Origin of the sequence: Marinobacter sp. LM1 (genome assembly GCF_042763285.1) — a bacterium.
GTDB classification, from domain to species: domain Bacteria; phylum Pseudomonadota; class Gammaproteobacteria; order Pseudomonadales; family Oleiphilaceae; genus Marinobacter; species Marinobacter nauticus.
This window is the reverse complement of the sequence record NZ_CP114373.1, coordinates 1,058,059-1,082,124: the sequence shown is the minus strand read 5'-3', so window position 1 is coordinate 1,082,124 and position 24,066 is coordinate 1,058,059. Positions and strand designations below refer to the sequence as shown.

Genomic DNA, 24,066 nt, shown 5'->3' with positions numbered 1-24,066 from the left:
TCTACACTGGTTTTGGTGTATTTAATCAGTCAAGTCGCTCTTGCAAGGAGGTTCATGGATGGCCCAGACCACCCGTATTGCAGTAACACCCGGAGATGGTATCGGCCCGGAAGTGGTCGCGGAAGCCGTGCGCTGCCTGGAGACACTGCGATCCAGGCACAGCCTGCCACTGGAATGGACCCGTTTTCCATGGCCCTCTCACGCCTGGCACGAAGAACACGGCGAATCCTGGCCCACAGATGCCCTTGAGCAGCTCAAGGCCTACGACGCCATACTGCTGGGCGCGCTGGGAGATCCGGGCCCCATGCACGACCCGGAGCGCTATCTGTTACCGGACAGCATTTCGCTCGCGCCCCTGCTGGACATGCGAAAAGGCTTTGACCAGTGGGTGTGTGAACGCCCGGCACGACTGCTCCCCGGCGCACGCCAGTACCTGAAAGATGACCGTGCCAAGGACATCGATATGCTGGTGATTCGCGAGAACAGCGAGGGTGAGTACGTCAGTCAGGGTGGCCGGCTGCGCCCGGGATCGCCCGACGAAGTGGCCACCCAGATGGAGGTGTTCACCCGCCGGGCCACTGAGCGCATTATCCGGTACGGCTTTGAACAGGCTCGTAAACGGGCCGGCGAACGTATTCAGCAAGGCCGCACCCGCAGTTTCCGGACACTGGATGGCAAGACCTGCGAAAGCCAGGTATGCCTGATCACCAAGCGCAATGCCCTGCGCTACTGGGGTGACATGTATACCGAAGTGTTTGAGGAAATCAGCCGGGAATTCCCGGATGTAGCCACCCATCACGAACTGGTGGATGCCGCCTGCATGAAATTTGTCTCCAGCCCCTGGGCCTTTGACGTAGTCGTAGCCAGCAACCTCCAGGGCGATATTCTGACCGATCTGGCCGCCGTGATCTCGGGGGGCATGGGGGTAGCTCCGTCCTGCAACCTCAACCCGACCGACCCGGACATGCCCTCCATGTTTGAACCCACCCACGGTAGCGCGCCGGATATCGCCGGCCAGGGCATCGCTGATCCGACCGCCATGCTGTTTACCACCGCCCGCATGCTGGACTGGCTAGGCCGAAAAGACCCGTTGCTGGCCCAGGCCGGGCAGGAACTGTTTGATGCGGTGGCCGCGGATCTCGCAGAGAAAGGCTCTGAACAACGCAGCACCCGGGAAATCGGGGATGCTATTTGTAAACGCCTTGGGGCCTGACTAGGCTGCAAAAGAGGTATTCCATTCACTTCGGGAGGTGTCCATGACCGACCACAAAGGCAAGCTGTCCCCCCTGCTCAAGCAGGCTACCGGCATCACCGCGGCCAAAGGCGAAGGTGCCTATATCATTGACCCTGAAGGTCGCCGTTACCTGGACTTTACATCCGGCATTGGTGTCACCAGTACCGGGCACTGTCACCCGAAAGTGGTGGAAGCCGCCCAGAAACAGGTAGCCACCATGATCCATGCCCAGGCCACCACAGTCATGAACCCGAGACTACCTGAACTGGCAGAAAAACTCGGCGCCGTGACCCCTGACCCGCTGAATGCCTTCTTCTTTTCCAATGCTGGCACCGAAGTTGCCGAAGGTGCCATCCGCCTGGTGCGCCAGGCCACCGGCCGCCCCAATGTGATCGTATTCCATGGCGGCTTTCATGGTCGCACCATGGGCTCACTGTCCATGACCACCTCCAGCGTGGGCCTGCGAGCCGGCGTCAGCCCGATGATGGGGGGCGTGGTCGTCGCGCCATTCCCTCACGCCTTCCATTACGGCTGGAGCCTGGATGAGGCCACGGACTTCTGCCTGAGAGAGTTGGATCGCATCTTCGTGACCTATTCCGCCCCCAAGGAAACCGCGGCCATGCTTATTGAGCCGGTTCAGGGAGAGGGAGGCTATGTGCCGGCCAACGCTCGTTTTATGCAGGGGTTGCGGGAGCGCTGCGACAAGCACGGCATCATGCTGGTGTTTGACGAAGTACAGGCCGGGTTCGGCCGCAGCGGCAAGTTCTGGGCCCACGAACACTTCGGGGTAACACCCGACGCCATCATGATCGCCAAAGGCCTGGCCAGCGGCTTCCCCATTTCTGCTCTGGCGGCTTCAGAAGAAACCATGGCCAAGGGCTGGCCGGGTTCTCAGGGCGGCACCTATGGCGGCAACGCTGTAGCGGCGGCTGCCGCCATAGCAACCATCGACGTGATTCAGGAAGAGGGCCTGGTGCAGAACGCCGATGCGATGGGCAAACGCCTGTGGGACAACCTGGACAGTTTGAAAAAGGACTACCCGGAAATGGCAGATGTCCGGGGCAAAGGCCTGATGGTTGGCGTGGAGATGCGCCGCGGAGACTGCCCGGACGGAGAACGCGCCGGCAAGATCCTGAAAGAATGTGAAAAGCGGGGGCTGCTGATGCTGCGGTGTGGCCCATACCAGGAGATAGTACGCTGGCTGCCGCCGCTGATCGTCAACCAGCACCAGATTGACGAAGCCACCGGCATCTTCGAAGAGGCGCTGAAAGCCACGGCCTGAGCCATCGGCCGGTACCAGCAAGCAGAAAGGCCGGGAGGAACGTCATCCACCCGGCCTTTTTTGCTTCCACTCACCGCAAGGCAGGATCCTGCCTTACTGATCCGCCATCACAAACTCCAGTCGTCCCGGGGCTACCCGCACATCCATCGGTACCATCCCGAACATGCGCTGGGCGAAATCGGTTTCATCCAGACGATACACCGGCATGGTTTCCAGCATCTGAGCCACCGCCCGCATGACATTGTCGGTGATGGGTGCCAGATCCCCTTTGAAAAAGGGCGAGTCAATCGAGCTCTCCAGTAACTGCAAGCGGCGGATATACACTGCTTTCTCCTGGCTGTCGTATACCGGCGCACCCTCCACTTTCAAAGCGAGGTCCACGGGTAACTTGGCCATCAACGCATTCAGGGCTACCTGTCCACGCAGGTCGATCACCGCTACGTCCCGACCATCAGGCCCAAGGGTAATATCAGCGTCATCCAGGCTGAGACTGAGAGGCGACCCACTCTGCAGCTGTTTTCGATCAAACTCCGCCACCACATCCTTCAGGTGACCCTCAATCTCACCCTCGGAGATGGCGTAGGGCGAAAGGCTTGCGCAGCCGCTAGCCGTCAGCACAACGAACAGAGACAGCAGCCAGGCTTTGGCGTGATTCAACATAATTGGATTCCCTGCAAATTGGTCGGCTTTTATCCTGCGCCAGAGCGGCCTGCTCCGCAACTGACTGGCATTAACGATTGGTCATGCGCTTACTCATTCTCGGGGCGGGCATCCACGCTGACGACTCGCCCCTCTTCCAACTGGACAGTCAGAACAATGGGCTGGCAGCACACCTGGCAGTCCTCGACATATTCCTGCTCAGGCACGGTCGGGTCGACGCTGATATCCAGCGTCTCCCAACAGTAGGGGCATTGAATCAGGACGGATTCCAGAGCCGACATGCCAGGCCTCAGAACTGTTGCTTGGCCATCCAGGGGATGATCCGGTCGAAGGCCTCTTCCATACGCTCGCAGGTAGTGGAGAAACTGAACCGCAAGGCGTTGGTGCAGTGCTCACCAAAGGCGTCCCCCGGCACCACGCAGACACCGGTTTCCTTGAGCATGCGCAAGGCCAGATCCGAACCATCCACGTGGGGCGGCAAGTCCGGGAAGGCGAAAAAGGCACCACCGGGCTTGTAGCCGGTCAGGTAAGGGGTTTGATCAATCAACTCGACAACCTTGTCCCGACGCTCCCGGTAGATATCCACCATGTCCTGAACGCATTGCTGGTCGGCCGTCAGCGCCGCCACGCCGGCAAACTGGGATGGGGTATTGGCCACTGAGGTGGTGAACATATGGTACCGGCGCAGGGATTTGATCGCCGCCTGGCTGGAAATGACCCAGCCCACGCGCAGGCCGGCCATACTGTAGGTTTTGGAGAAACTGCTGATGCACATGATGTTGTCCAGGTCCATGGAGCAATTGAGGACACTGGCAAAATCATCGTCATCAAAAATCAGGTGGTCATACACTTCATCGGCGTATACCTGGATGCCACGATAGGCGCACTCTTCCAGAATGGTCTCCACGGTACTGCGGGGATACACCGCCCCGGTGGGGTTGTTCGGGTTGTTCAGGATCAGCGCAAAGGTGCGGGAGCCCATGGCCCGAATTACATCGTCCGGATCCAGCTGGTGGTTGTTCTCGGCCCGCGTGGGAACAAACTTCACCTCACCCCCGGTCATCCGGATCAAAGGTGCATACAACAGAAACGATGGGTCGGTCACGATGAACTGCCGCCCGGGCGCCGAGGTGGCCGAAATGGCCAGGTACATGGCTTCAGTCGCGCCGCTCGTTACCAGGATGTTGTCACGGGTGAGCTTTCGGTTGTAGCGCTTGCCATAGTAATCCCGCAGTGCAACCAGCAACTCCGGCAGGCCGGCATCCATGGTGTAACCGGTCTGGCCGGCATTGAGCGCATCAATGTAGGCGTCGATAACATGCTTGGGCGTGGGCAGATCTGGCTGGCCGATCGACAGGTGAATCACATCCTTCATGGTAGATGCCATATTCACCAGGCGACGAATCCCCGAAACAGGAATGGCCTGCATGGCAGGGTTCCAACTGGCCTTGGTCTTCCGGTACTTCACTTTACGCGGCTTGGTCTGGCCGGTGTCCTTGTTCGCGGATTCCGCCATAAGCACCTCCTGGGGGACAGGGTAAATAAAAGCGTACCTTTGCAGGTTAGTCAGGAAAGAGGGGGGGTACAAGCAAGCGGGACTAAAGGATAACCGAACCCCTGAAAAACCGGTTCCGGCCGCCTCAGGTTGACCAGCCCACAACCGCCTACCAGACTAGTAAGACAGTCGTTATTGAGTGCACCATTACCGGAGGTTACATGACAGATTCACGCAAACCGGTCGTTACCGTTCTGACAGCACCGGGAGAGCCGGCACCGCCGGGTATAGAGGCGGTCAAGGCCCGGGCTGAAGTGCGCTTCGCCTGCGACGAACCCACCCTGCGTGAAAGCCTGCCCGGCACCGATGTCATGATGGTCACGGACTTCCGTACCGAAGCCCTTGAAGCGGCCTGGCCCTGTGCTGACAAGCTGCAATGGATTCACGCCACCAGCGCGGGGGTAGATGCGCTGATGTTTCCCGCCCTGATCAAGAGCGATGTGGTGGTCACCAACGCCCGTGGCATTTTCGACCGCACCATCGCCGAATACGTACTCTGCACCATCCTGATGTTCGCCAAGGATTTCCCCCGCTCCATCCGGCTGCAAATGAATCAGGAGTGGAAACACAGAGATACCGAACGGGCCGAGGGCAAACAGGTACTGGTGGTTGGCGCTGGCTCCATCGGCCGCCAGATTGGCCGGCTGGTAAATGCCATCGGCCTGCACGCCCACGGTATCGCCCGTACCCCGAGACATGATGACCCGGATTTCGTGGCGGTGCATGGCAACGATGAGCTTTATGAGCAGCTCTCACATGCAGACTTCGTGGTGATTGCGGCGCCGTTGACGCCACAAACCGAAGGCCTGTTTGATGCCAAAGCCTTTGCCGCCATGAAAAAGACCGCACGCCTGATCAACATCGGCCGCGGCCCGATCGTCAATACCGAGGCTCTGCTCAAGGCACTCGACGATGGCGAGATTGCCGGCGCCGGACTGGATGTTTTCGAAGAGGAACCACTGCCCTCAGACCACCCGCTCTGGCAGCGGGAAAACGTGATCATGACCGCCCATATGGCCGGTGATTTTATCGGCTGGAAGCGGGCGCTCACGGATCAGTTCCTGGAGAACTTTGATCGGTGGCACAAGCAGGGCGAGCTGTTTAACCTGGTGAACAAGGAGCTTGGTTACGCCGGGAGTTAATTCAGATTGGCTGCTGAGTACTCTGATTGTAAAGGCAGCAAATCAAACACCCGGCCCTCATCATTGGGGTCCACCAACTCCGTCGGGGATTTGTACACCCTCGGGGTGGTGTACAGCATCCTGAGCGCCGTGCCGTGAGGCATGGCCATATAACGCTCCGGCTCGTTTTCCTCCAGCCACTTGCGAACCCTCGGCGCCATGTTGTGGGCCATTTTCGGAAAAAAGTGGTGTTCGATGTGGTGGCTAAAGCGGAAATGCAGTCGGTCCAGCACCGGATGGCTGCGCAGGCTCATGGAATTATCCAGCGGGTTATTGGTGGCTGTCTGCGGGCGCAGGAAGTGATTGGTGAGGATATAGCCCTGCCCCAGCGCGTTGGCCACCATGAACGGAATCAGCACCGTAAACAGCGCGAGAGAGCCAGAAACCGCAGCCAGCGCCAGCCAGCCCCCCAGGCACAGAAACACCTGCGCGATGGCCTTCCGGCGATCAAACCCCTTGAACTGCTTGCGGCGTTTCGCCTGAATCCAAAGCACCAGCTGGGCGTGGAACGTGAACGAATAAGTCAGGAACAGATAGCTGTACCAGGTACCGGAACCCGGAGCCAGCTTATGAAACTTTTTCTGGCCCGGGTTGGTCTTGTAACGACGAAGCGTGCCGAAGCTGTCCGGGTCTGTATCACCGGTATTGGTGTTACCGTGATGCACCACATTGTGCCACTTGCGCCAGAACTCCGGCGGCACCAACAACGGCCCAAACCCCAGCCAGCCAAACACATTCTGCCAGCGCCGGCTCATGCCCAGAGCACCATGCAGCACCTCATGGGCCAGCAGCGCCTGGCAACCAATGGTGTGCCCCACCAGCAACGCCAGCGCCAGATTGGCGTACCACGGTAAACCCGCCATCAGGATAACCGCCAGCCCACCCCAGATAATGGCCTGCAGGGGCAGAAACCAGATCACCCGCCAGGTCTGCGGCTTGAACGTGTCAGCGGGAAGTTCCTTTTTCATGCGATCCCGGAGTTCCCGTTCGTCCGGTTTTCCGAAGACAGCACTTACACTTGTTTCGGGTTTCACTGCTGCGTTCATCTTTTACATGTCACCATTTGCTGTTGAACACACCCACCATGCACCAAACTTTCAGCGCACACTTGTTAGCCGAAAAATACAACAGAAAACCCAATAAAACAATGGCCAAAGAACGAGAAAGGGAACCCGCCCATAAAATGGGTAACAAGCGTATCCCGATAAGCAATCACCAAAGCATGATGACGCAGGTGGGGAGGCTTTCCCTGGGATGTCTTTGGCCATGGATGGCCAAAGAGAAGCGCACAGGGAAGTGCTTGTAGCGGTCCCAGGGAAAGCCTCCCCACCTGCGGCACAGCACCAGCCCCGAGAGCTACAGAACACAAGCAAGCCGAAAACAAAAACGGGAGCCCAAAGGCTCCCGTTTTGAAACAAACTGAAAAGCTAAAACCTCAACTCCCCGAAAGCGACTGTTCCGAAGGATCCAGCTCCATCTGCTGAATGGCGATCACCGCCTGAGTCCGGTTACGAACCCCAAGCTTGCGGAAAACCGCCGTGATGTGAGCTTTAATCGTCGCCTCCGAAACATCCAGATCGTAAGCGATCTGCTTGTTCAGGAGCCCTTCGGCCAGCATCCCCAACACCCGGAACTGCTGCGGTGTCAGCGACGCCAGACGCTCAGAGAAATCCGTGGTCTCAGCCTGCATACGCTCAATCTTGTCGGCGACTCCCTCCGGCAGCCAGACATCCCCCTCCAGCACCGCCTGTATCGCCTCGGTGATGGTCGGCAAAGGTGCCGATTTGGGAATGAAGCCGGAAGCACCGTAATCAATCGAACGGCGCATCACCTGCAAATCCTCTGAGCCGGACACAACCACCACCGGCAAACCCGGGTACTGGCCTCGCATGAACACCAGACCCGAAAAGCCATGGGCACCCGGCATGTTCAGATCCAGCAGGATCAGGTCCGCGTCCGGGTGCGACTCTACCGCCGCCTGCAGCGCCTTGATGCTGTCGACCTCCACCGTCTCGGCATCCGGCACCGCCTGATTAACCGCCTGTTTCAGTGCTGCCCGAAACAGCGGGTGATCATCAGCGACGATAATTGTTTGTGTCATTCAACAGATTCCTCACAGGTTAGTGCCAGCAGCGAGGCGTTACTTGAACGCCCGACTGCTGATCAGCTCATCCACTACGCCCGGATCAGCCAGAGTGGATGTATCTCCAAGCTGATCGTGCTCGTTAGCGGCAATTTTACGCAAAATCCTGCGCATAATCTTGCCAGACCGGGTCTTGGGCAGTCCAGGTGCCCACTGAATCACATCCGGCGAGGCAATCGGGCCGATTTCCTTACGCACCCACTGTACCAGCTCCTTCTTGAGCTCGTCGCTGGGCTCCTCGCCCTGCACCAGGGTTACGTACACGTAGATGCCCTGCCCCTTGATATCATGCGGGTAACCCACCACGGCAGCTTCAGCCACCTTGTCGTGGGCAACCAGCGCACTCTCAACTTCCGCAGTGCCCAGTCGATGGCCCGAGACGTTCAGAACGTCATCCACCCGGCCGGTAATCCAGTAGTAACCGTCCTCGTCCCTGCGGGCACCGTCACCGGTGAAGTACATACCCTTGTAGGTGCTGAAGTAAGTCTGAACGAAACGCTCGTGATCACCGTAGATGGTGCGCATCTGGCCCGGCCAGCTGTCGAGAATCACCAGGTTGCCTTCGGTCTTGCCTTCCAGGATGTTGCCTTCGTTATCAACCAATGCCGGCTGAACGCCGAAGAACGGCAGCGTCGCGGAACCAGGCTTCAGATCCACCGCACCAGGCAGCGGAGAAATCAGGATGCCGCCGGTTTCAGTCTGCCACCAGGTATCTACGATCGGGCACTTGCTGTTACCGATTACGCGGTGATACCACTCCCAGGCTTCCGGGTTGATTGGCTCACCCACAGAGCCCAGCAGTTTCAGGCTGCTACGGGTGGTGCCGTCCATGCAGGACTCACCCTGCGCCATCAATGCGCGGATAGCGGTCGGTGCAGTATACAGGATGTTGACCTTGTGCTTGTCGACCACCTGCCCCATGCGGGAACTGTCCGGATAGTTGGGCACACCCTCGAACAGCAGAGTGATGGCACCGTTTGCCAGCGGGCCATAGAGAATGTAGCTGTGGCCGGTCACCCAACCAAAGTCAGCGGTACACCAGTAAACATCACCATCGTGATAGTCAAACACGTACTGATGGGTCATGGAGGCATAGACCATGTAGCCACCGGTGGTGTGCAGAACGCCTTTTGGCGCGCCGGTAGAGCCCGAGGTGTACAGCATGAACAGCGGGTCTTCCGCATTCATTGGCTCTGGCTGACACTCGGCCGAGGCGTTCTTCATCAGGTCTTCGTAACGCAGGTCGCGGCCTTCGGTCCAGGGCACCTGATCGTTACCGGTGCGAGACACCACGATCACCTTGTCGACCTTGGCGTCGTCCTCATGCTTGAGGGCGGAATCCACGTTCTTCTTCAGCGGGATGGCACGGCCACCACGCAGACCTTCATCTGCGGTAATCACGAAACGGGATTTGCCGTTCACAATCCGTGCGGCCAGAGCTTCCGGTGAGAAGCCACCAAACACCACAGAGTGGATCGCACCAATACGAGCGCAGGCCAGCATGGCAACGGCAGTTTCAACGATCATGGGCATGTAGATGGTAACCACATCACCCTTCTTGACGCCCTGATCCTTGAGCACGTTGGCAAACTTGCAGGTCTCTTCGTAGAGCTCCCGGTAGGTGACATTCCGGGATACCGAGGGATCGTCCCCCTCAAAGATGATCGCGGTCTGATCGCCCCGCTGTTCCAGGTGACGGTCCAGGCAGTTGGCCGAAGCGTTCAGGACACCGTCCTCGAACCATTTGATGGACAAGTTATTGTAATCGTAGGTACTGTTCTTGACCTTGGTGAACGGCTTGATCCAGTCAATACGCTTGCCATGCTCGCCCCAGAAGGTATTCGGGTCCTCTACGGACTGGCGATACATTTCCTCATATTGCGATTTGCTGACCAGTGCGCGCTCGGCGACCTCCGGACTTACCGGATATACCTGTTTGTCAGTCATTGTGCTCCCCCTTGATCTGAGTCTGTTGTCATTGTCGGTTTTTAAATTCAGGGTGGTCGGGCGTTTTTCGCCCGCAAGACAGATGCCTGTAGTTCAACATGTGTGCCACCGCACAATGAATTAGACTAACGTCCTAAGATGCCCGGCAATTAGGGGCAACCTGCTCAGAAATGCAGCGATAAGGGCAGGGACGGGCCACTACCAGGTAATACTCGCAAGGATAGTTTGCCCGCAGGAAATGACCAAAACAGAAGGAAGAAACCGGGGCAGAAGCGCTTTCCTGCCCCGGCGACGTTTTTCAGGCTGCTTTTTTACGCTGGCGCGCGGTTTTCAGGCTGTACACCTTTCGTTCTTTCAGGGCATAGCGATTGAGCCCGGCCAGGTGAATCTTGCGCAGGTAGAGTTCCCAGTCAATGAGGCGGGCATCCACCGGGAACAGCCCTTTATCGACCTCACCCATCCGGTTCGCCAGAGCCATCAGCTCATCGTTGCGGAAGATATAATCCGGCGCGGTGTAGAAACCAAAAATGGTTGCCAGCGACTGGGTGGTATCCAGGTTCCTGAGCATTTTCAGGTCCCGGGAATTTCCCAGTAATTTGAGCGCACGGTCCGTCAGGGAGAGCGGTAAGCGAACACCACTGATCACCAAATCAAACAGCGCCCGGTTAACCGCCAGAAACGGCTTGCTGGGCTGCCGGTAGAACAGGTGATCGTAGGCAGCGTAATTGGCTTTTGATTCCGCCATGAGATGGTCGATGAACTCACCCAGGGAGATTGGATTGCCGCCCCCGCTGCAACATTGATAGATGCGTCGCCGACCGGGTTCTCCAAGAGCTTCCGCCAGGGAAAGGATGATGGAGTTGGCCACCAGGTCCACTGGAATCACATCGATGATACCGGAGCGTTTGCCCGGGAACAGGGTCACTTTTTCCCGTGCGTAAGCCAGGATGATGGCATCTGCCACCTTCACCCCCTCAATCCAGCCGGGCGCCGGCTCCTCCAGGGCACTTTCGATAATCGAAGGACGCAGAATGGTCAGGGTGCGCCCGTTTAACGCCTTCATCAGCAACTGTTCGCCCAGCCACTTGGTAAAGGTGTAGGTATCGCTCCAGCCATAGCGGTTGGCTTCCCGAATTCCCAGGTCCACCAGCTTCTTCTCCAGCACTTTGCCGGAATAACGGGCCTGAACGTCTTCAATCTTATCCTGAAGCAGGCGAACGAGCTCTTCTATCTCATAGAAGCCGTCCGGGGAACGCGGCACGGCCTCGCCTGCCGGCTTGATCACCGATTCGGTTACCTGCCCCGAGTTCATGCCATTGACATAGCAGGTGGAGACCTGCAGGACCGCAAGCTTCGGGTTCAAATCCACCAGGCCGGCAATATTCCGAAGGCACAGGGTGTTGATGGCCAGAGCCTTGTCGAGCTCTTCACGGAAATTCACGCTCGCGGCGGAGTTGATCACCGCATCCAGTTCGGTGGCGAGTTTGCGATAGTCTTCCTGCCCTATCCCGAAACCCGCTTCGGTCACCTCACCGGTCACGCAGTGAATGCGCTCTTCCAGAAAGGCGTCAAATCCCTCTGAATCGGCCTCGCGAAGACGGTCAAACACCGAGGAGGTGGCAATTTCTTCCAGGAAACGGGAACGAGCATCCGGATGCCGTTTATTGCCCCGGATCAGCAGGTAAATTGCGCCGATATCAGGCACCGCCCGAATCAGCTTTTCGAGGACCACCTTGCCCAGAAAGCCAGTGGTACCGGTGATCAGAACCCGCTTGCCACGGAGCTGTCCGAGCACCTTTGATGATGAAGTGTCAGCGTGATGTACCTGCTGTATTGCCATGATAGAACTCCTTCTCTGAGATCACTAATGCCGATCTGACACCGGCCAGTACTGTGCGGGCGGGGCACATCCCTTTCCCCGTCGTCACTGATTCCCTGTTGCAACCGCCTGTCAGAGTGCCTGCATATTGCGGGCCACGAGCCACGATATCGGTCAATTCTCACACAACGAACGTGACAGCACGGTGACAGACTGCAAAATTACGACACAAAAAACGCTAATAAAATGACAATTAAAAAGGCACATGGATCGCCCCGGAAACGGCTGCCTCAGGAGCCTGTTCGGTCTTTGCCCGCCAGCGCCCGCAACAGGTCGTCCAGTGAGACATTGGCCGGTTTTTCCCGCAGGGCGCGTACCAGTTGCTCCTGCTCACCAAAACTGACCCGGTCATACAGAGGCCCCTCAAGGCTGTGATGAACCGCCTGAGAGGGGGGCTGGTCACTCGGCGGTGGCGCCAACTCATCTGACAAATGCCGCAAATGACGAGCAAGACTGGCGCGATCGCGAGTCGGCAGCTTATCCCAGTTCATGGCGGCGAGACTGGTCTGAATGATCTCCACCGTGTCGGCATCGGGACTGCGCCCCAACAGTGCAAACAGCCGGGTAAATGCTTCATATCTGAGCATGACATCATCGGGTACCGATATCATGGCCTTCTCTAATTGTGCGATCAGATCCAGACAATGCTGCCGGCTGCTTTTATCCGCCCCACTGTTCTGACCATTACCTGCGTCCGCCTCAGTGGCGCGTTTGGCGGCCCGGTACCAATAAGCGGCGATCCCCGCCTTTCTTGGGGGCAGTCGGCCAACATGAACGTTCAGCATCTCGGCCAGGGAGTGAAACTGCCGACAGGAGGGGTCCGAAGCCGGCAGCACCGTCACCGGCATCTGGTCCAGCACTGACTGACGCAGAGTTTCATCACGCCAGAGCCCGCCCAGATAATGCAGCGACCACTGCAGATGGCGCTGACAGGCACCATTAAAACGCTGAAACACAGAGCGCGCCTGACTGGCCCCCTGCGCCATATTAACGATCACTGCCGGAGTCCGGCGGTAGCCGCGGCGTTTGAGTACCTTCATCAGAGAAAAAGCGTCGGTTAGTGAGGCCGGATCAGGCGTGACAACCAGACAGGCCAGCTCGGCAGCAGCAATCATATGCAAGCCCACCGACTGTAAACCCGACGCCGTATCGATAATAACGGTGTCGTAGCGGTTCTCAAGCTCATGCAGTGCCCGGAGAACAGCCAGACCACCCTGCTCCGACATCTCCATACAGCTCTGCACACCGGATGCACCTGGGATCAGATCCAGCCCGCCGTAAGTGGTCATGATAATATCCTGCATGACGCATCGCCCCGCCACCACATCGGCAAGCGTGCGCTGAGGGTAGGCACCTACCATAATGCTGACGTTGGCAAGGTCGGTATCGCCATCCAGCAGAAGCACCTTCTGGCCCTGCTCGGACAGGGCAATGGCCAGGTTCAGCGCCACCGTGGTCTTGCCAACACCACCCTTTCCGCCCGTAATGGCGATGGTTCGGGTCTGGCGCGATTTTTGCGCTGGGTTCTGGCTTTGTGTCTGCTTGGGGACTTCCATGAAAAACAGCCTGGACGCTTAAACTTGTCACTATAAGCGACATTTTAACCTGTAAAAAGGGTACACATATCACAGACCGGATGACAGATTGCTTAAAAAAGCACCAATAAGTATTTAATAGTGACGGATTATTGTCTAAGCTCAGGGACCAACAAGAAGAATGAACACCCTGTCATATTATTTCAATACAGAACAGGGAAGCTTGCGCACGGCCATTAGCGGACCGCGCAGGACCAAAGGGGCGTGCCATGACTACAGCGACGGATATTGCGTCAGATCTACAGCTGCCGAGCCTTCCGGAGGTTATCCTGCGCGCTCTGGACGCCTGCCATTCCGGTCAAAGCTATCGCGAAATCAGTCGTATCGTTTCTGCCGACACCGCCCTCGTTACCCGGTTACTCGCCCTCACCAGCTCCGCGCTATACCAACGGGGAGCTCCCAGCCATTCTGTTGAACAGGCCCTGTTGAGACTGGGGACCCGAAAATTCCAGACGCTGCTACTGACGTCCGCGCTGCGACAGCTGATGTTTGAACTTGGAGGCGACGAGTGGCAACAACTGAGGGACTTCTGGCGGCACTCCCTGACCACCGCACTGACGGCCAAGACGCTGGCTACGCTGACCCGCTACCCGGAACCGGAAGAAGCCTTTCTTCTGGGGATGATGCATAACATTGGCGAGCTCATTGCGATCAAAACACCTTGCCCCGAACGCAAGCAACAGATACTGAACCAGCAGAACGACATCGCCGCCGGGCTTGTGTCCTCCTGGGGGCTGGGCACAATGGCTGTCGATGCCATGCGCTATCAACAGGCCCTGCCAGGACAACTGAGGGATGCAGGGCACCTGGTCAAGGTGGTCAGTCTCTCTACCCGGCTCGCTCTGTCTGATGCCGTAGGCGTAGGGGCAGCGGCCACCATCTTCGGATTGCAGGAAGATCTGACCCGTGAGATCAACAAGAAGATCGGCGAAGAGGTTGCCAGCGTGGCCGCATCCCTCGGTATCCCTCTGGATACTGACTACGATGCCCGCGAGGCCAGACGTCAGTTGAACCAGCGGCTGCTGGAACACACCATGGTGCGAACCGCGCTGGCGTTGCCAGCCTCTGGCCCGGAAAACCTCTCCACACTGGTGTCGGAAGCCGCCAGCAGCCTGGCACTGATCACCGGTCTCCCCGTGCTCTGCTTCAGCCGGGAGGGTGAGGATCTTACGCTGCGCTCAGGCACCTGCCGGCAACTGCCCGAGATGTCTGTTAATCCTACTTACGGCGACAGTGCGCTAACCACTGCTCTGAGAACCGGCACCACCACAACCATGGATCAGGCCGAACCCACCGTGCTTGATCAACAGCTGTGCTCCCTGCTGGCCGCACCCTCACTGCTGGCGCTCCCCGTTGCCACCGGGGACAGTGTGTTCGTGATTGGCATTGACGACCAGACAGTGGCGGGTGCGCGCAACCTCGGAGAGTTGTTCACCCGGGAACTCTCAGCGGTTCTCAAGCTGTCATCTGCCGATCGCCTTGGCTCGGACCAGCAAATGGTGAACGACCGTCTGCGCCGACAGGTACATGAGGTCAGTAACCCGCTCACAATTATCCGGCAGTACCTGTTCCAGCTGCGCAGCAGGCTCGAGGATCCAGATGTTCAGGATGAGCTGAACATCATTCAGGAAGAACTCGAGCGTGCCGGCAACCTGTTGTTGCAGATCAGCCAGCACGCTGCCGAAGCAACAGGCTCCGACACCGATCTGAACGAAGAACTGACCGGTCTGGGCAGAATCCTTCGGGACAGTCTGTTCCATGACGATCACCGAGAGCTTCACCTGCACCTCTGCAAAGCGGACACTCAAGTACAGGCAGCCCCCTCTGCGGTCCGCCAGATCGTCCTTAATCTGGTCAGAAACGCAGTTGAGGGTTTTGGAGAGCGGCCCGGAACCGTCACTCTGAAAACCACGGCACCCCTGTTTCAGAACCGACGTCGCTGGGTTGAGTTGCAGGTCACCGATAACGGTCCCGGCATTCCGGAGCCATTGCAACGCCGACTGTTTGAACCGGTCAACAGCACCAAGGGAGATGGCCATAGCGGCCTGGGGCTGAGCATTGTTAAACAACTGATTGATGACATGGAGGGCATCATTGCTTGCCACACCGGCCAGGAGGGCACGGCCTTCCGGATACTGCTGCCGGCGGCAAGTCATAACGATAACGACACCGACTGACGACGAAACCACGGACACACAGCCATGGCAAGCGAACAGACCACAGAGTCCTCCAGCCTTTCACGACGCCCCAGTATCCTGGTGGCAGACGACGAGCCACGCCTGCTCAAAACCCTGGCCGACCTCCTCCGGAGCCGGGGTTTTGAGGTGTCAGAAGCCCACGGTGGGCGACAGGCCTGTGAACAGCTTCACCGGCAAGCCTTTGATCTGGCCCTGCTGGATCTGAACATGCCAGAGTTGGACGGTTTCCAGGTAATGGCAGAAACCGGCCGGCTGCAGCCTGATTGCGGTGTCATTGTGGTCAGCGGAGAGTCGTCTTTCAGCACCGTCAGTCGGGCCCTGCGCCGAGGCGCACTGGATTACATCCGTAAACCCTTTGACCCGGAAGAATTGCTGGCGACTGTGGAAGGGGTTCTGGGCAAGCAGTCGCTTATTCGTGCCCATGAGATGGTTCAGTCCCGGCTGGAGAAATCCGAGGCCCTGCACCGCTATATCGTCAACAGCTCGCCGGACATCGTGTTTATGCTCGATGAAACCGGGCATATCTGCTTCATCAACAACAAGGTCGAAAGCCTGCTCGGCTATCAGCCCTCAGAGCTCTGCGGGCAGCATTTCCGCCATATACTGGATGACCGGGACGTGGCCCGTGGCACCTATGCTCTGCAGGGCCCTAATATCTCTGCCGATAATCCCCGGGTGCTGGAGGTCCGCCTGAAAACCCGGGGCAGCCGCAAGGCCACCCGGCATTTCGAGATCACCGCCTTTCCGGTAGACCCGCAAACCTGGCCCCAGACCGGCAAAACCCAGGGCGGCTGCACCGGTCAGCCTGCGCGGTATTATGGTATCGCCCGCGATGTCACCGAGCGTAAGGAGGCCGAGGCCTTCATCAATTTCCAGGCTTACCACGACCTGCTGACCCGGCTGCCGAACCGGGCTCTGTTCAAAGACCGGCTTGAACTGGCCATCACCCATGCACGGCGCAGCCAGCAGAAACTGGCCGTGATGTTTCTGGACCTGGACCGCTTCAAGGTGGTTAACGACACGCTCGGACACGCCATGGGAGATCGCCTGTTGCAGGCGGTCACGCATCGACTGGAAAAGTGCCTGCGCCGCGGAGACACCTTGTCCCGATTCGGGGGCGATGAATTCACCCTGTTATTGCCGAGCATTCACGGCCATGACGACGCAAGGAACATCGCCCGTAAACTGATCCACGCTCTGAAAGCGCCGTTCCAACTGGGGGACCACGAGGTCTTTGTGGGGGTCAGCATCGGGATTTCAGTGTTCCCGGAAGCCGGCGAGACCATGGATCTGCTGATACAGAACGCCGATATTGCCATGTACCACGTGAAAGCGCGGGGTAAGGATGGCTATCGCTTCTATTCCGACAGCATGAGCATCAACACCGCCAACCGGCTGAGCCTGGAGCGGGATCTTCGCCTGGCACTGGAACGCAACGAGCTCCGGGTGTTTTACCAGCCTCAGGTATGCTCCCGTTCCAACCGGGTGGTGGGCCTGGAGGCCCTGGTGCGCTGGCAGCACCCGGAACGGGGACTGCTCTACCCCGGGGATTTCCTGCCCCTGGCAGAAGAAACCCGGCTGGTTGGCAAACTCAGTGAACAGGTTATCGATCAGGCCTGCCGCGACGTGGGCCGCTGGATCAGCAGTGGACATTCCGACCTGCGCCTGGCGGTTAACCTCTCCCCCAGCCAGGTGGAGCACCCCAGATTCGTCGAAACCCTGATGAACCGGGTGGCCGCCCACAACTTCCCCGCCGATAACCTGGAAATCGAAATCACAGAAAATGTGATCATGAATGATCTTGAACAGATCAGCCGCAAGCTCAAGGAGCTGGCCGCCACCGGCGTGCGCATCGCCATCGACGATTTCGGTACCGGCTATTCCTCGCTCAATTACCTGCACCGTCTACCGATTCACACTCTGAAAGTGGACCAGTCCTTTGTTAAAGCCATACGCAGTGGGGAAGACGGAGCCTGCATCGTCAACGCCATTATCGCCATGGCTCACGGCCTGAAACTCGAGATTGTGGCCGAAGGTGTGGAAACCGACGACCAACTTGCGTACCTGAAAAGCCTCGGCTGTCACCAGGTTCAGGGCTTCTTCTACGGCCCCGCCCGACCCGCCGCCGACATTACACGGTTGCTGGCCAAAGATGGGCTGGCCTTCGCATATACCGGTTAAAACGATTATCGATTGTCTGACACTCAGAACCAAAACATTGACCCGGTTTGCAAAGTGTATCCTTACGTTACTTTGTGTATCCGGAAATGCGCAGTACTGCACATCTTTCAACCTACCCCTTCTCTAAGCTCGGTTTATCAGTAACCGATCACCGGAATGTCCGACAGGCTGTCGGAGCAACAATCACAATAACGGTGGCGGACAACCAGGGAACAAGAAGAAGGCAGCAGTCATCATGCGCGACAAGTACAAGTATATTGGCCCCGTCTACGACTTTCTCAGCAACCTCTACAGCGGCAAGAACATCCATCGCTGCAAGACCGCGATGCTGGATGTGGAAACGGTAAAACCCGGAGACCGCATTCTGTTTGCCGGTGTCGGCCACGGCCGGGACGCTATCCGAGCCGCAGAGCTGGGAGCGGAGGTAACGGTGGTCGATCTGTCCGAGACCATGCTGCGCAAATTCGCCGATGCCCAGCATAAAGAAGCGCCTCACCTGACCATTCGCCGCATCCACAGCGACATCATGAAGGTCGATGAATTCGAGCAGTACGACATGGTGGTCGCCAACTTCTTCCTGAATGTGTTTGACGAAGACATGATGGTCAAGGTGCTGGAGCACCTGATCCGCCTGGGCAAGGCCGATGCCAGAGTGGTTGTCGGAGACTTCTGCTACCCGACGGGCAACATCCTGTCCCGCATGTTCAAGAAACTCTACTGGTACATGGCAGTGTTCATTTTCTGGCTGTTTGCCAACAACGCCTTCCACAAGATCTACAACTACCCCGAGCACATGCAGCGCCTGGGCCTGCAGGTAACCGAGAAGAAGCACTTCAAGCTTCTGAACATGGACTGCTACTGGTCCATCCTCGGCCGAAAACAGGCCTGAACCCCTGACACCAAAAATAACAACAGGTTATCGGGAGCGTCATCATGTCAGACCAGATTCTTGCACTGGACCGTACCCACGGACTCACCGACGGACAGTTTACGTTTTCAGAGCGGGTGAACTACCTCAAGCAGTTCGGCGTGCACTCACAATCCTTCTCGACTCTGCAGCCGGGCATGCAGTACTTCGATGTTGAAGGGATGGGCTACGTGGCCTACATGCGCAAATGGGGCGGCACCTTTGTGCTGTCAGACCCGGTTTGCGCACCCGAGAACTTCCCGGTGATTCTGGAACGCTTTCACCAGAAGTTCCCGAATGCCTGCTACATCCAGGTCTCCAAACCGGTGGTGGATTTCCTGCATCTACGCTTCGGGCTCTACGGCACCCAGTTTGGCAGCGAATCCCGCATCGACCTGCGCAAATGGTCCCTCAGCGGCAAGAAAAAGCAGATTCTGAGAACCGCCCTGAACCAGGCCGAAAAGAACGGGATCACGGTGAAAGAGCGCTTCAGTGATGATCACACCCGGGAAATCTCGGAAGCCTGGATTCGCACCCGAAAATGCAAGAGCAACGAAATCCGTTTCCTGATTCGCCCGATGGAAATGGATTATCGGGAAAACGAACGGCATTTCTACGCCTATCAGGATGGCAAAGCCGTCGGCTTTATCTACTTCGACCCGATCTATCGCAATAACGAAATCATCAGTTATGTGCCCAACATCTCCCGGGCCAACGCGGATTTCCGGCAGGGCATTTTCTATACCCTGATGGCCCACGCCATGGACGTGTTCAAGGCCGAGGGTGTGCCGTTTCTGGACCTGGGCCTGATACCTCTGTCCCTGGACAAAGCCACGGAGCACCAGGAAAGCCGGCTGCTCAAGAAGATGCTCCACGGCATCTATGAGAAAGGAAACTTCCTGTACAACTTCAAGGGGCTGGAGTTCACCAAATCACGTTTCCGCGGCGATGGCTTCAAAACCTACTGCTGCCACAAGCGGGCTATTCCAGCTCTGGAGTTCCTCGCCATGTTCAAACTGACCCGGTTACTGTAACGCCGGGCCAGTGGCCGGCCACCAGCCCCACCGGGATGCCCATTTCCGACATGAACGGGCCAAGATCATCCGGCGCATCACCGGAAAAGCAGGCGCTGATCACCACCGGCCCGGAGTGGCCCGGTGGCGTCTGCGCACCGGCCAACTGCCCCGCCTGATCGAGCCACCAGGCCACGCGGCGGGCAATCGCCTCGCCAGATTCCACCCAGTGCATCACCTCCGGTAACGCCTTGCGCAACCAGGGCAACAGTAACGGGTAATGGGTACAGCCCAGAACCACCGTGTCGACACCGGCATCCCGCAGCGGCACCATGGCCTCATCCACCTCCACCTGATTCGGCGCTGAGCCACCGACCAGTTCCTCTGCCCAGCGCACCAGGGCCGGATGGCCAAGGCGGAATACCTTACAATCCCGGGCAAACTCCTGAATCAGATCATCCAGATACGGGCGTTTGACGGTTGCCGGCGTCGCCAGAAGGCCAATGCGGCGATTGGCGGAACAGGCTGCGGCCGGTTTGACCGCCGGCACCACCCCCACCACCGGCACATCAATGGCGGCCCTGAGCTCGGGCAAGACAACGGTGCTGGCGGTATTGCAGGCCACCACCACCACATCACAGGGGAACCGGGCCAGGCACTGCCGTATAAGCGTGCAACAGCGCTCGATCACCACCTGTTCGGGCTTGTCGCCATATGGAAAGCCGGCATTATCAGCCAGGTAAACAAGCTCCGCACCGGGCAACGTCTGGTGGATACAGGCGGCGACACTCAGGCCACCCACCCCGGAGTCAAACACCAGCACCCTTGGGCGACGGTCAATCATGGTGGATACCACCATTGCCGGCAGCAATCTCTGCTTTCAGGGCGTTGATTAATCGCCCTGCTATGGTGGTTTCCGGCGGAACCGGAGGATGTTCATCCACGGTAAACCAGCCGGCATCCGCCAGCTCATCTTCCTGCAACCGCAATTCGCCACTCTCGTAGTCGGCAAAAAAGCCCAGCATCAATTGATGAGGAAATGGCCAGGGCTGCGAGCCCTGGTAGCGGATATTGGTCACCGCCAAACCGGTTTCCTCCATCACCTCCCGGGCTACCGCCTGCTCCAGATTCTCGCCCGGCTCGACAAAACCGGCGATCAGACTGTAAAAATTACGGGTAACCCGCGCGGATTTTGCCAGCAGGAGGCGGTCGTCCCGGCGAATGACGGTAATGATGCAAGGGGCAATGCGCGGGTACCAGGGGATGCCGCACCGGTTGCACCAGCGTGCCCGTTCGCGGGGATGGGCTCCGGTTTTGTCTCCACAGCGGCCGCAGTAACGATGGTCCTGCCACCACTGCCAGACCTGATAACCGGTGCTGAGCAGATCCGCCGGCGCCTCGGGCGTGAGCAGCATGGCCTCACGCAGGGACAGCGTCTGCATGCCCGGCACACCCGTGTCCGGCAGCATAGTGACATACAGAGGGCGGCCCTCCCAGGTGCCCAGGGACAGCGCCTCCGGTCGGCTTCCACCCATTTCCGGGCCACCCCAGCGAAGGAACCAGCCATCAGCCGGCTTCAGAATACTGTTGCCTGAGAATGCCAGCAGCAGATCGCCCTGCTTCGGCAAAGCCTCGCTCCACCCGGGTGTCCACTGTGCCTTGTTGTCTGCCATGCCCTGTCTTTCCTGCTGCCTGTATACCAGTCCCGAAATGTACCACATCACATTCATCACCAAGAATTGGTGCGCGACTTTCCGCTACCGCCCCAACCCGTTAAACTTGGCGCCTGTTTCCAGGACCGGAGTAACCGTTTATGCGACTTTATCAGGGCATTCGCAGCCTGATCCTGTCTCTTTTCCGAAAGATCCTGTTTTTATGGGTCAGGACTGATGTCAGTGGCAATACCCTGGAAGCCCTCGGGCTGGACCCGGACAAGCCCGTCTGTTACGTGCTCCAGTACAGCTCACTGTCGAGCCGTCTGGTGCTGGAGCAGGAAGTCATCCGGGCCCGGTTGCCGGGAGCCACAGATACCTTGCCGGTCAAAAACGGGCCCTCGCATTCGTTTTTCTTCCTTTACAAACGCATTGGCGGCCTGTTTCGGGGCGGCCGGCACAAGCCGGTGCCTACCCGGGAATTTACTGATCTGGTCCACTTCGGGCTGGAACATCCGGATCAGGACGTCCAGATTGTGCCCGTCTCGCTGTTCTGGGGCCGATCACCCGACAAGGAAAAGTCCCTAGTCAAGCTACTGCTCTCAGACACCTGGTCGGTGGCGGGCCGCCTGCAGAAATTTCTGATTATTCTTGTGCATGGTCGCAACACCTACGTGCAGTTCAACCAGCCGCTGTCACTCAGGCAGGTGGTGGACGAGTATCGCGACAACGAGCAGAAGGCCAACCGCAAGCTGGCGCGAATTCTGCGAACCCACTTCCGTCGTGTACGCCAGGCGGTGCTGGGGCCGGATTTGTCGCATCGACGCACCCTGGTGGAGGGGCTGGTACGCACCCAGGCGGTCAAGGAAGCCATCCGTGAGACTGCTGCGAAGGATGATATCCCGCCGGAGAAGGTCCGCGCCAAGGCCTACAAATACGCCGACGAGATCGCCGCCAGCATGTCGATTGTCACTATTCGCTTCCTGGAACTGGTATTGGCCTGGCTCTGGAACCGGATCTACAACGGCATTGCCATCCACAACATTGGGGTAGCCAAGGAAGCGGCACAGGACAACGCTGTGGTCTACGTACCCTGCCACCGCTCCCACATCGACTACCTGCTGCTGTCCTATGTGCTCTACAAAAACGGCCTGATGCCGCCCCACATTGCGGCAGGCATTAACCTGAACATGCCCATCGTGGGACCAATCCTGCGACGTGGTGGCGCGTTTTTCATGCGCCGCAGCTTCAAGGACAACCCGCTTTACGCCACGGTGTTCAACGAGTACATGCATGTGATGTTCACCCGGGGCTACTCGGTGGAGTATTTTGTCGAGGGTGGCCGCTCCCGGACCGGCCGCATGCTGCCTCCGCGCCCGGGCATGCTGTCAATGACCGTGCGAAGCTTCCTGCGGGATCACCGCAAGCCCATCGTTTTTGTACCGGTGTACATCGGCTACGAGAAAGTCATGGAAGGGCGCTCCTACCTCGGCGAGCTGCGCGGGAAAAAGAAACAGAAAGAAAGCATTTTCGGTCTCGCCAAGACCGCTCGCAAACTGACCAACTCGTTTGGCCGCGTTGCCGTCAACTTCGGTGATCCGATCCACCTGGACAAGGTACTGGACGACGTTCACGAAAGCTGGCGCCACGAAGCCTATGACGCCGAGTATCGTCCCCCCTGGCTGAACCAGGCCGTTGATAATCTGTCCCAGCGTGTGGCCAGCAACATCAACGCCTCGGTGGCCGTGAACCCGATTGGCATGACGGCCACCGTTCTGCTGGGCACTGAGCGGCTGGCGATGGATGAGGGCCAGCTGATCCGCCTGCTGGACAAGTATGCTGACCTGCTCCGCGCCTATCCCTATGCCGAAACCATTACCCTGCCCGAAGGCAGCGGCCGGGACTGGATTGCCTATTGCGAGAACATGGGGCTGATTACCCGTCAGCCCCAGAAACTGGGCGACATTATTGCCCTGGAGGGCTCGAACGCCATCCTGATGACTTACTACCGTAACAACATCCAGCATCTGTTTGCTCTGCCAGCCCTCATTGCCAGCCTGTTCGAGAACAAGGCCAGCCTGAGCCGGGAAAAGATCGTTTTCCTCACCAGCGTCGCCTATCCCTACCTGCAGTCAGAGCTGTTCCTGCAGTATGACCAGGAAAAGGTAGACGCGGTGATCAACCAGTGGATTGACGTGCTGGTGGACCAGGGCTTGCTGATCAGGCTTGCGGATGAGCGCCTGGGACGGCCCGAGGAAGGTACCGAAGCGATGCTGCGGTCGCGGATTCTGTCCCGCTTCATCATCCAGACCCTGGAACGCTATCACATCACCCTGGGCATACTCAGAAAATATGGCTCCGGCAACCTGACGGCGGCGGAGCTGGAAGAACAGAGCACCTTGCTGGCGGAAAGGATGTCGATTCTGTTCGGCCTGAACGCACCGGAGTTCTTCGACAAGACCCTGTTCCGGAACTTCATAGCCAATATGCAGAAAAACGGCGTTCTCACAACCGATGAAGACGGTCGGCTGTGCTATGGCGAGGGTCTGGATGAAGTGGCTGAAGACGCCCGTCTGGTTCTGAGCGTGGAGAAGCGACAGGCTATCCAGCAGGTCACCATGCTCGACGCCTGACAGATC

18 protein-coding genes are annotated in these 24,066 nt (G+C 58.3%); 8 read left to right on the top strand and 10 right to left on the bottom strand.

The features are described from left to right. Positions 1-58 precede the first annotated feature (58 nt). Positions 59-1,213, top strand: a complete 1,155-nt coding sequence (locus tag OZ656_RS04995) for an isocitrate/isopropylmalate dehydrogenase family protein (RefSeq protein WP_011785678.1) — start codon at positions 59-61, stop codon at positions 1,211-1,213. A gap of 43 nt (positions 1,214-1,256) precedes the next feature. Then, positions 1,257-2,516: an aspartate aminotransferase family protein gene (locus tag OZ656_RS04990; RefSeq protein ID WP_379945027.1), complete on the top strand. Its 1,260-nt coding sequence runs from the start codon at positions 1,257-1,259 to the stop codon at positions 2,514-2,516. Positions 2,517-2,609: 93 nt separating this feature from the next. Here OZ656_RS04990 and OZ656_RS04985 read toward each other — a convergent pair whose 3' ends face one another. The 3 genes from OZ656_RS04985 to OZ656_RS04975 form a co-directional block, all read right to left on the bottom strand. Next, entirely contained in the window at positions 2,610-3,176 is a 567-nt protein-coding gene (locus tag OZ656_RS04985) for a DUF1439 domain-containing protein (RefSeq protein ID WP_011785680.1), read from the bottom strand. Positions 3,177-3,265: 89 nt separating this feature from the next. Further along, positions 3,266-3,457: a CPXCG motif-containing cysteine-rich protein gene (locus tag OZ656_RS04980; RefSeq protein ID WP_022990918.1), complete on the bottom strand. Its 192-nt coding sequence runs from the start codon at positions 3,455-3,457 to the stop codon at positions 3,266-3,268. Positions 3,458-3,465: 8 nt separating this feature from the next. Then, positions 3,466-4,692 carry a pyridoxal phosphate-dependent aminotransferase gene (locus OZ656_RS04975; RefSeq protein WP_011785682.1) on the bottom strand — a complete coding sequence of 409 codons (1,227 nt, stop codon included), beginning with the start codon at positions 4,690-4,692 and terminating at the stop codon, positions 3,466-3,468. 200 nt (positions 4,693-4,892) lie between these two features. Between OZ656_RS04975 and OZ656_RS04970 the strand changes: the two genes are divergently transcribed. Beyond that, positions 4,893-5,873, top strand: a complete 981-nt coding sequence (locus tag OZ656_RS04970; protein ID WP_228224901.1) for a D-2-hydroxyacid dehydrogenase — start codon at positions 4,893-4,895, stop codon at positions 5,871-5,873. On the opposite strand, the gene OZ656_RS04965 is transcribed toward OZ656_RS04970, so the two are convergent. The 5 genes from OZ656_RS04965 to OZ656_RS04945 form a co-directional block, all read right to left on the bottom strand. Further along, on the bottom strand, positions 5,870-6,946 hold the full coding sequence (locus OZ656_RS04965; RefSeq protein WP_379945026.1) for a fatty acid desaturase family protein: 1,077 nt from the start codon (positions 6,944-6,946) through the stop codon (positions 5,870-5,872). The two genes, OZ656_RS04970 and OZ656_RS04965, sit on opposite strands and share 4 nt — an antisense overlap. Before the next feature lie 401 nt (positions 6,947-7,347). After that, a complete protein-coding gene (locus OZ656_RS04960; RefSeq protein ID WP_011785685.1) occupies positions 7,348-8,013 on the bottom strand; it encodes a response regulator transcription factor in 666 nt (221 codons plus the stop codon). A 39-nt stretch (positions 8,014-8,052) separates the two neighbouring features. Beyond that, complete coding sequence (acs, locus tag OZ656_RS04955) at positions 8,053-10,002, bottom strand: acetate--CoA ligase (protein WP_023007942.1); 1,950 nt, start codon at positions 10,000-10,002, stop codon at positions 8,053-8,055. A gap of 298 nt (positions 10,003-10,300) precedes the next feature. Then, entirely contained in the window at positions 10,301-11,842 is a 1,542-nt protein-coding gene (locus OZ656_RS04950) for a fatty acyl-CoA reductase (RefSeq protein ID WP_278350021.1), read from the bottom strand. 269 nt (positions 11,843-12,111) lie between these two features. Beyond that, the gene (locus OZ656_RS04945) at positions 12,112-13,437 is read right to left on the bottom strand and encodes an AAA family ATPase (RefSeq protein WP_278350022.1); all 1,326 of its coding nucleotides are present in this window, start codon (positions 13,435-13,437) and stop codon (positions 12,112-12,114) included. Between the two features lie 248 nt (positions 13,438-13,685). Here OZ656_RS04945 and OZ656_RS04940 point away from each other — a divergent pair, with 248 nt between their 5' ends. The 4 genes from OZ656_RS04940 to OZ656_RS04925 all read left to right on the top strand — a co-directional run bounded on the left by OZ656_RS04940 (position 13,686) and on the right by OZ656_RS04925 (position 19,796). Beyond that, positions 13,686-15,653: an HDOD domain-containing protein gene (locus tag OZ656_RS04940; RefSeq protein ID WP_273030330.1), complete on the top strand. Its 1,968-nt coding sequence runs from the start codon at positions 13,686-13,688 to the stop codon at positions 15,651-15,653. Between the two features lie 24 nt (positions 15,654-15,677). Beyond that, complete coding sequence (locus OZ656_RS04935; RefSeq protein ID WP_011785690.1) at positions 15,678-17,855, top strand: bifunctional diguanylate cyclase/phosphodiesterase; 2,178 nt, start codon at positions 15,678-15,680, stop codon at positions 17,853-17,855. A gap of 235 nt (positions 17,856-18,090) precedes the next feature. After that, entirely contained in the window at positions 18,091-18,744 is a 654-nt protein-coding gene (locus tag OZ656_RS04930) for a class I SAM-dependent methyltransferase (protein ID WP_011785691.1), read from the top strand. A 44-nt stretch (positions 18,745-18,788) separates the two neighbouring features. Beyond that, the gene (locus OZ656_RS04925; protein ID WP_199453776.1) at positions 18,789-19,796 is read left to right on the top strand and encodes a DUF2156 domain-containing protein; all 1,008 of its coding nucleotides are present in this window, start codon (positions 18,789-18,791) and stop codon (positions 19,794-19,796) included. On the opposite strand, the gene murI is transcribed toward OZ656_RS04925, so the two are convergent. After that, positions 19,774-20,619 carry a glutamate racemase gene (gene murI / locus OZ656_RS04920; protein ID WP_278350023.1) on the bottom strand — a complete coding sequence of 282 codons (846 nt, stop codon included), beginning with the start codon at positions 20,617-20,619 and terminating at the stop codon, positions 19,774-19,776. The two genes, OZ656_RS04925 and murI, sit on opposite strands and share 23 nt — an antisense overlap. Further along, complete coding sequence (nudC, locus tag OZ656_RS04915; protein ID WP_278350024.1) at positions 20,612-21,448, bottom strand: NAD(+) diphosphatase; 837 nt, start codon at positions 21,446-21,448, stop codon at positions 20,612-20,614. The genes murI and nudC overlap by 8 nt, the downstream gene beginning before the upstream one ends. A 140-nt stretch (positions 21,449-21,588) precedes the next feature. Between nudC and plsB the strand changes: the two genes are divergently transcribed. Continuing rightward, positions 21,589-24,060: a glycerol-3-phosphate 1-O-acyltransferase PlsB gene (plsB, locus tag OZ656_RS04910; RefSeq protein ID WP_023010879.1), complete on the top strand. Its 2,472-nt coding sequence runs from the start codon at positions 21,589-21,591 to the stop codon at positions 24,058-24,060. The last annotated feature ends 6 nt before the right edge of the window (positions 24,061-24,066 follow it).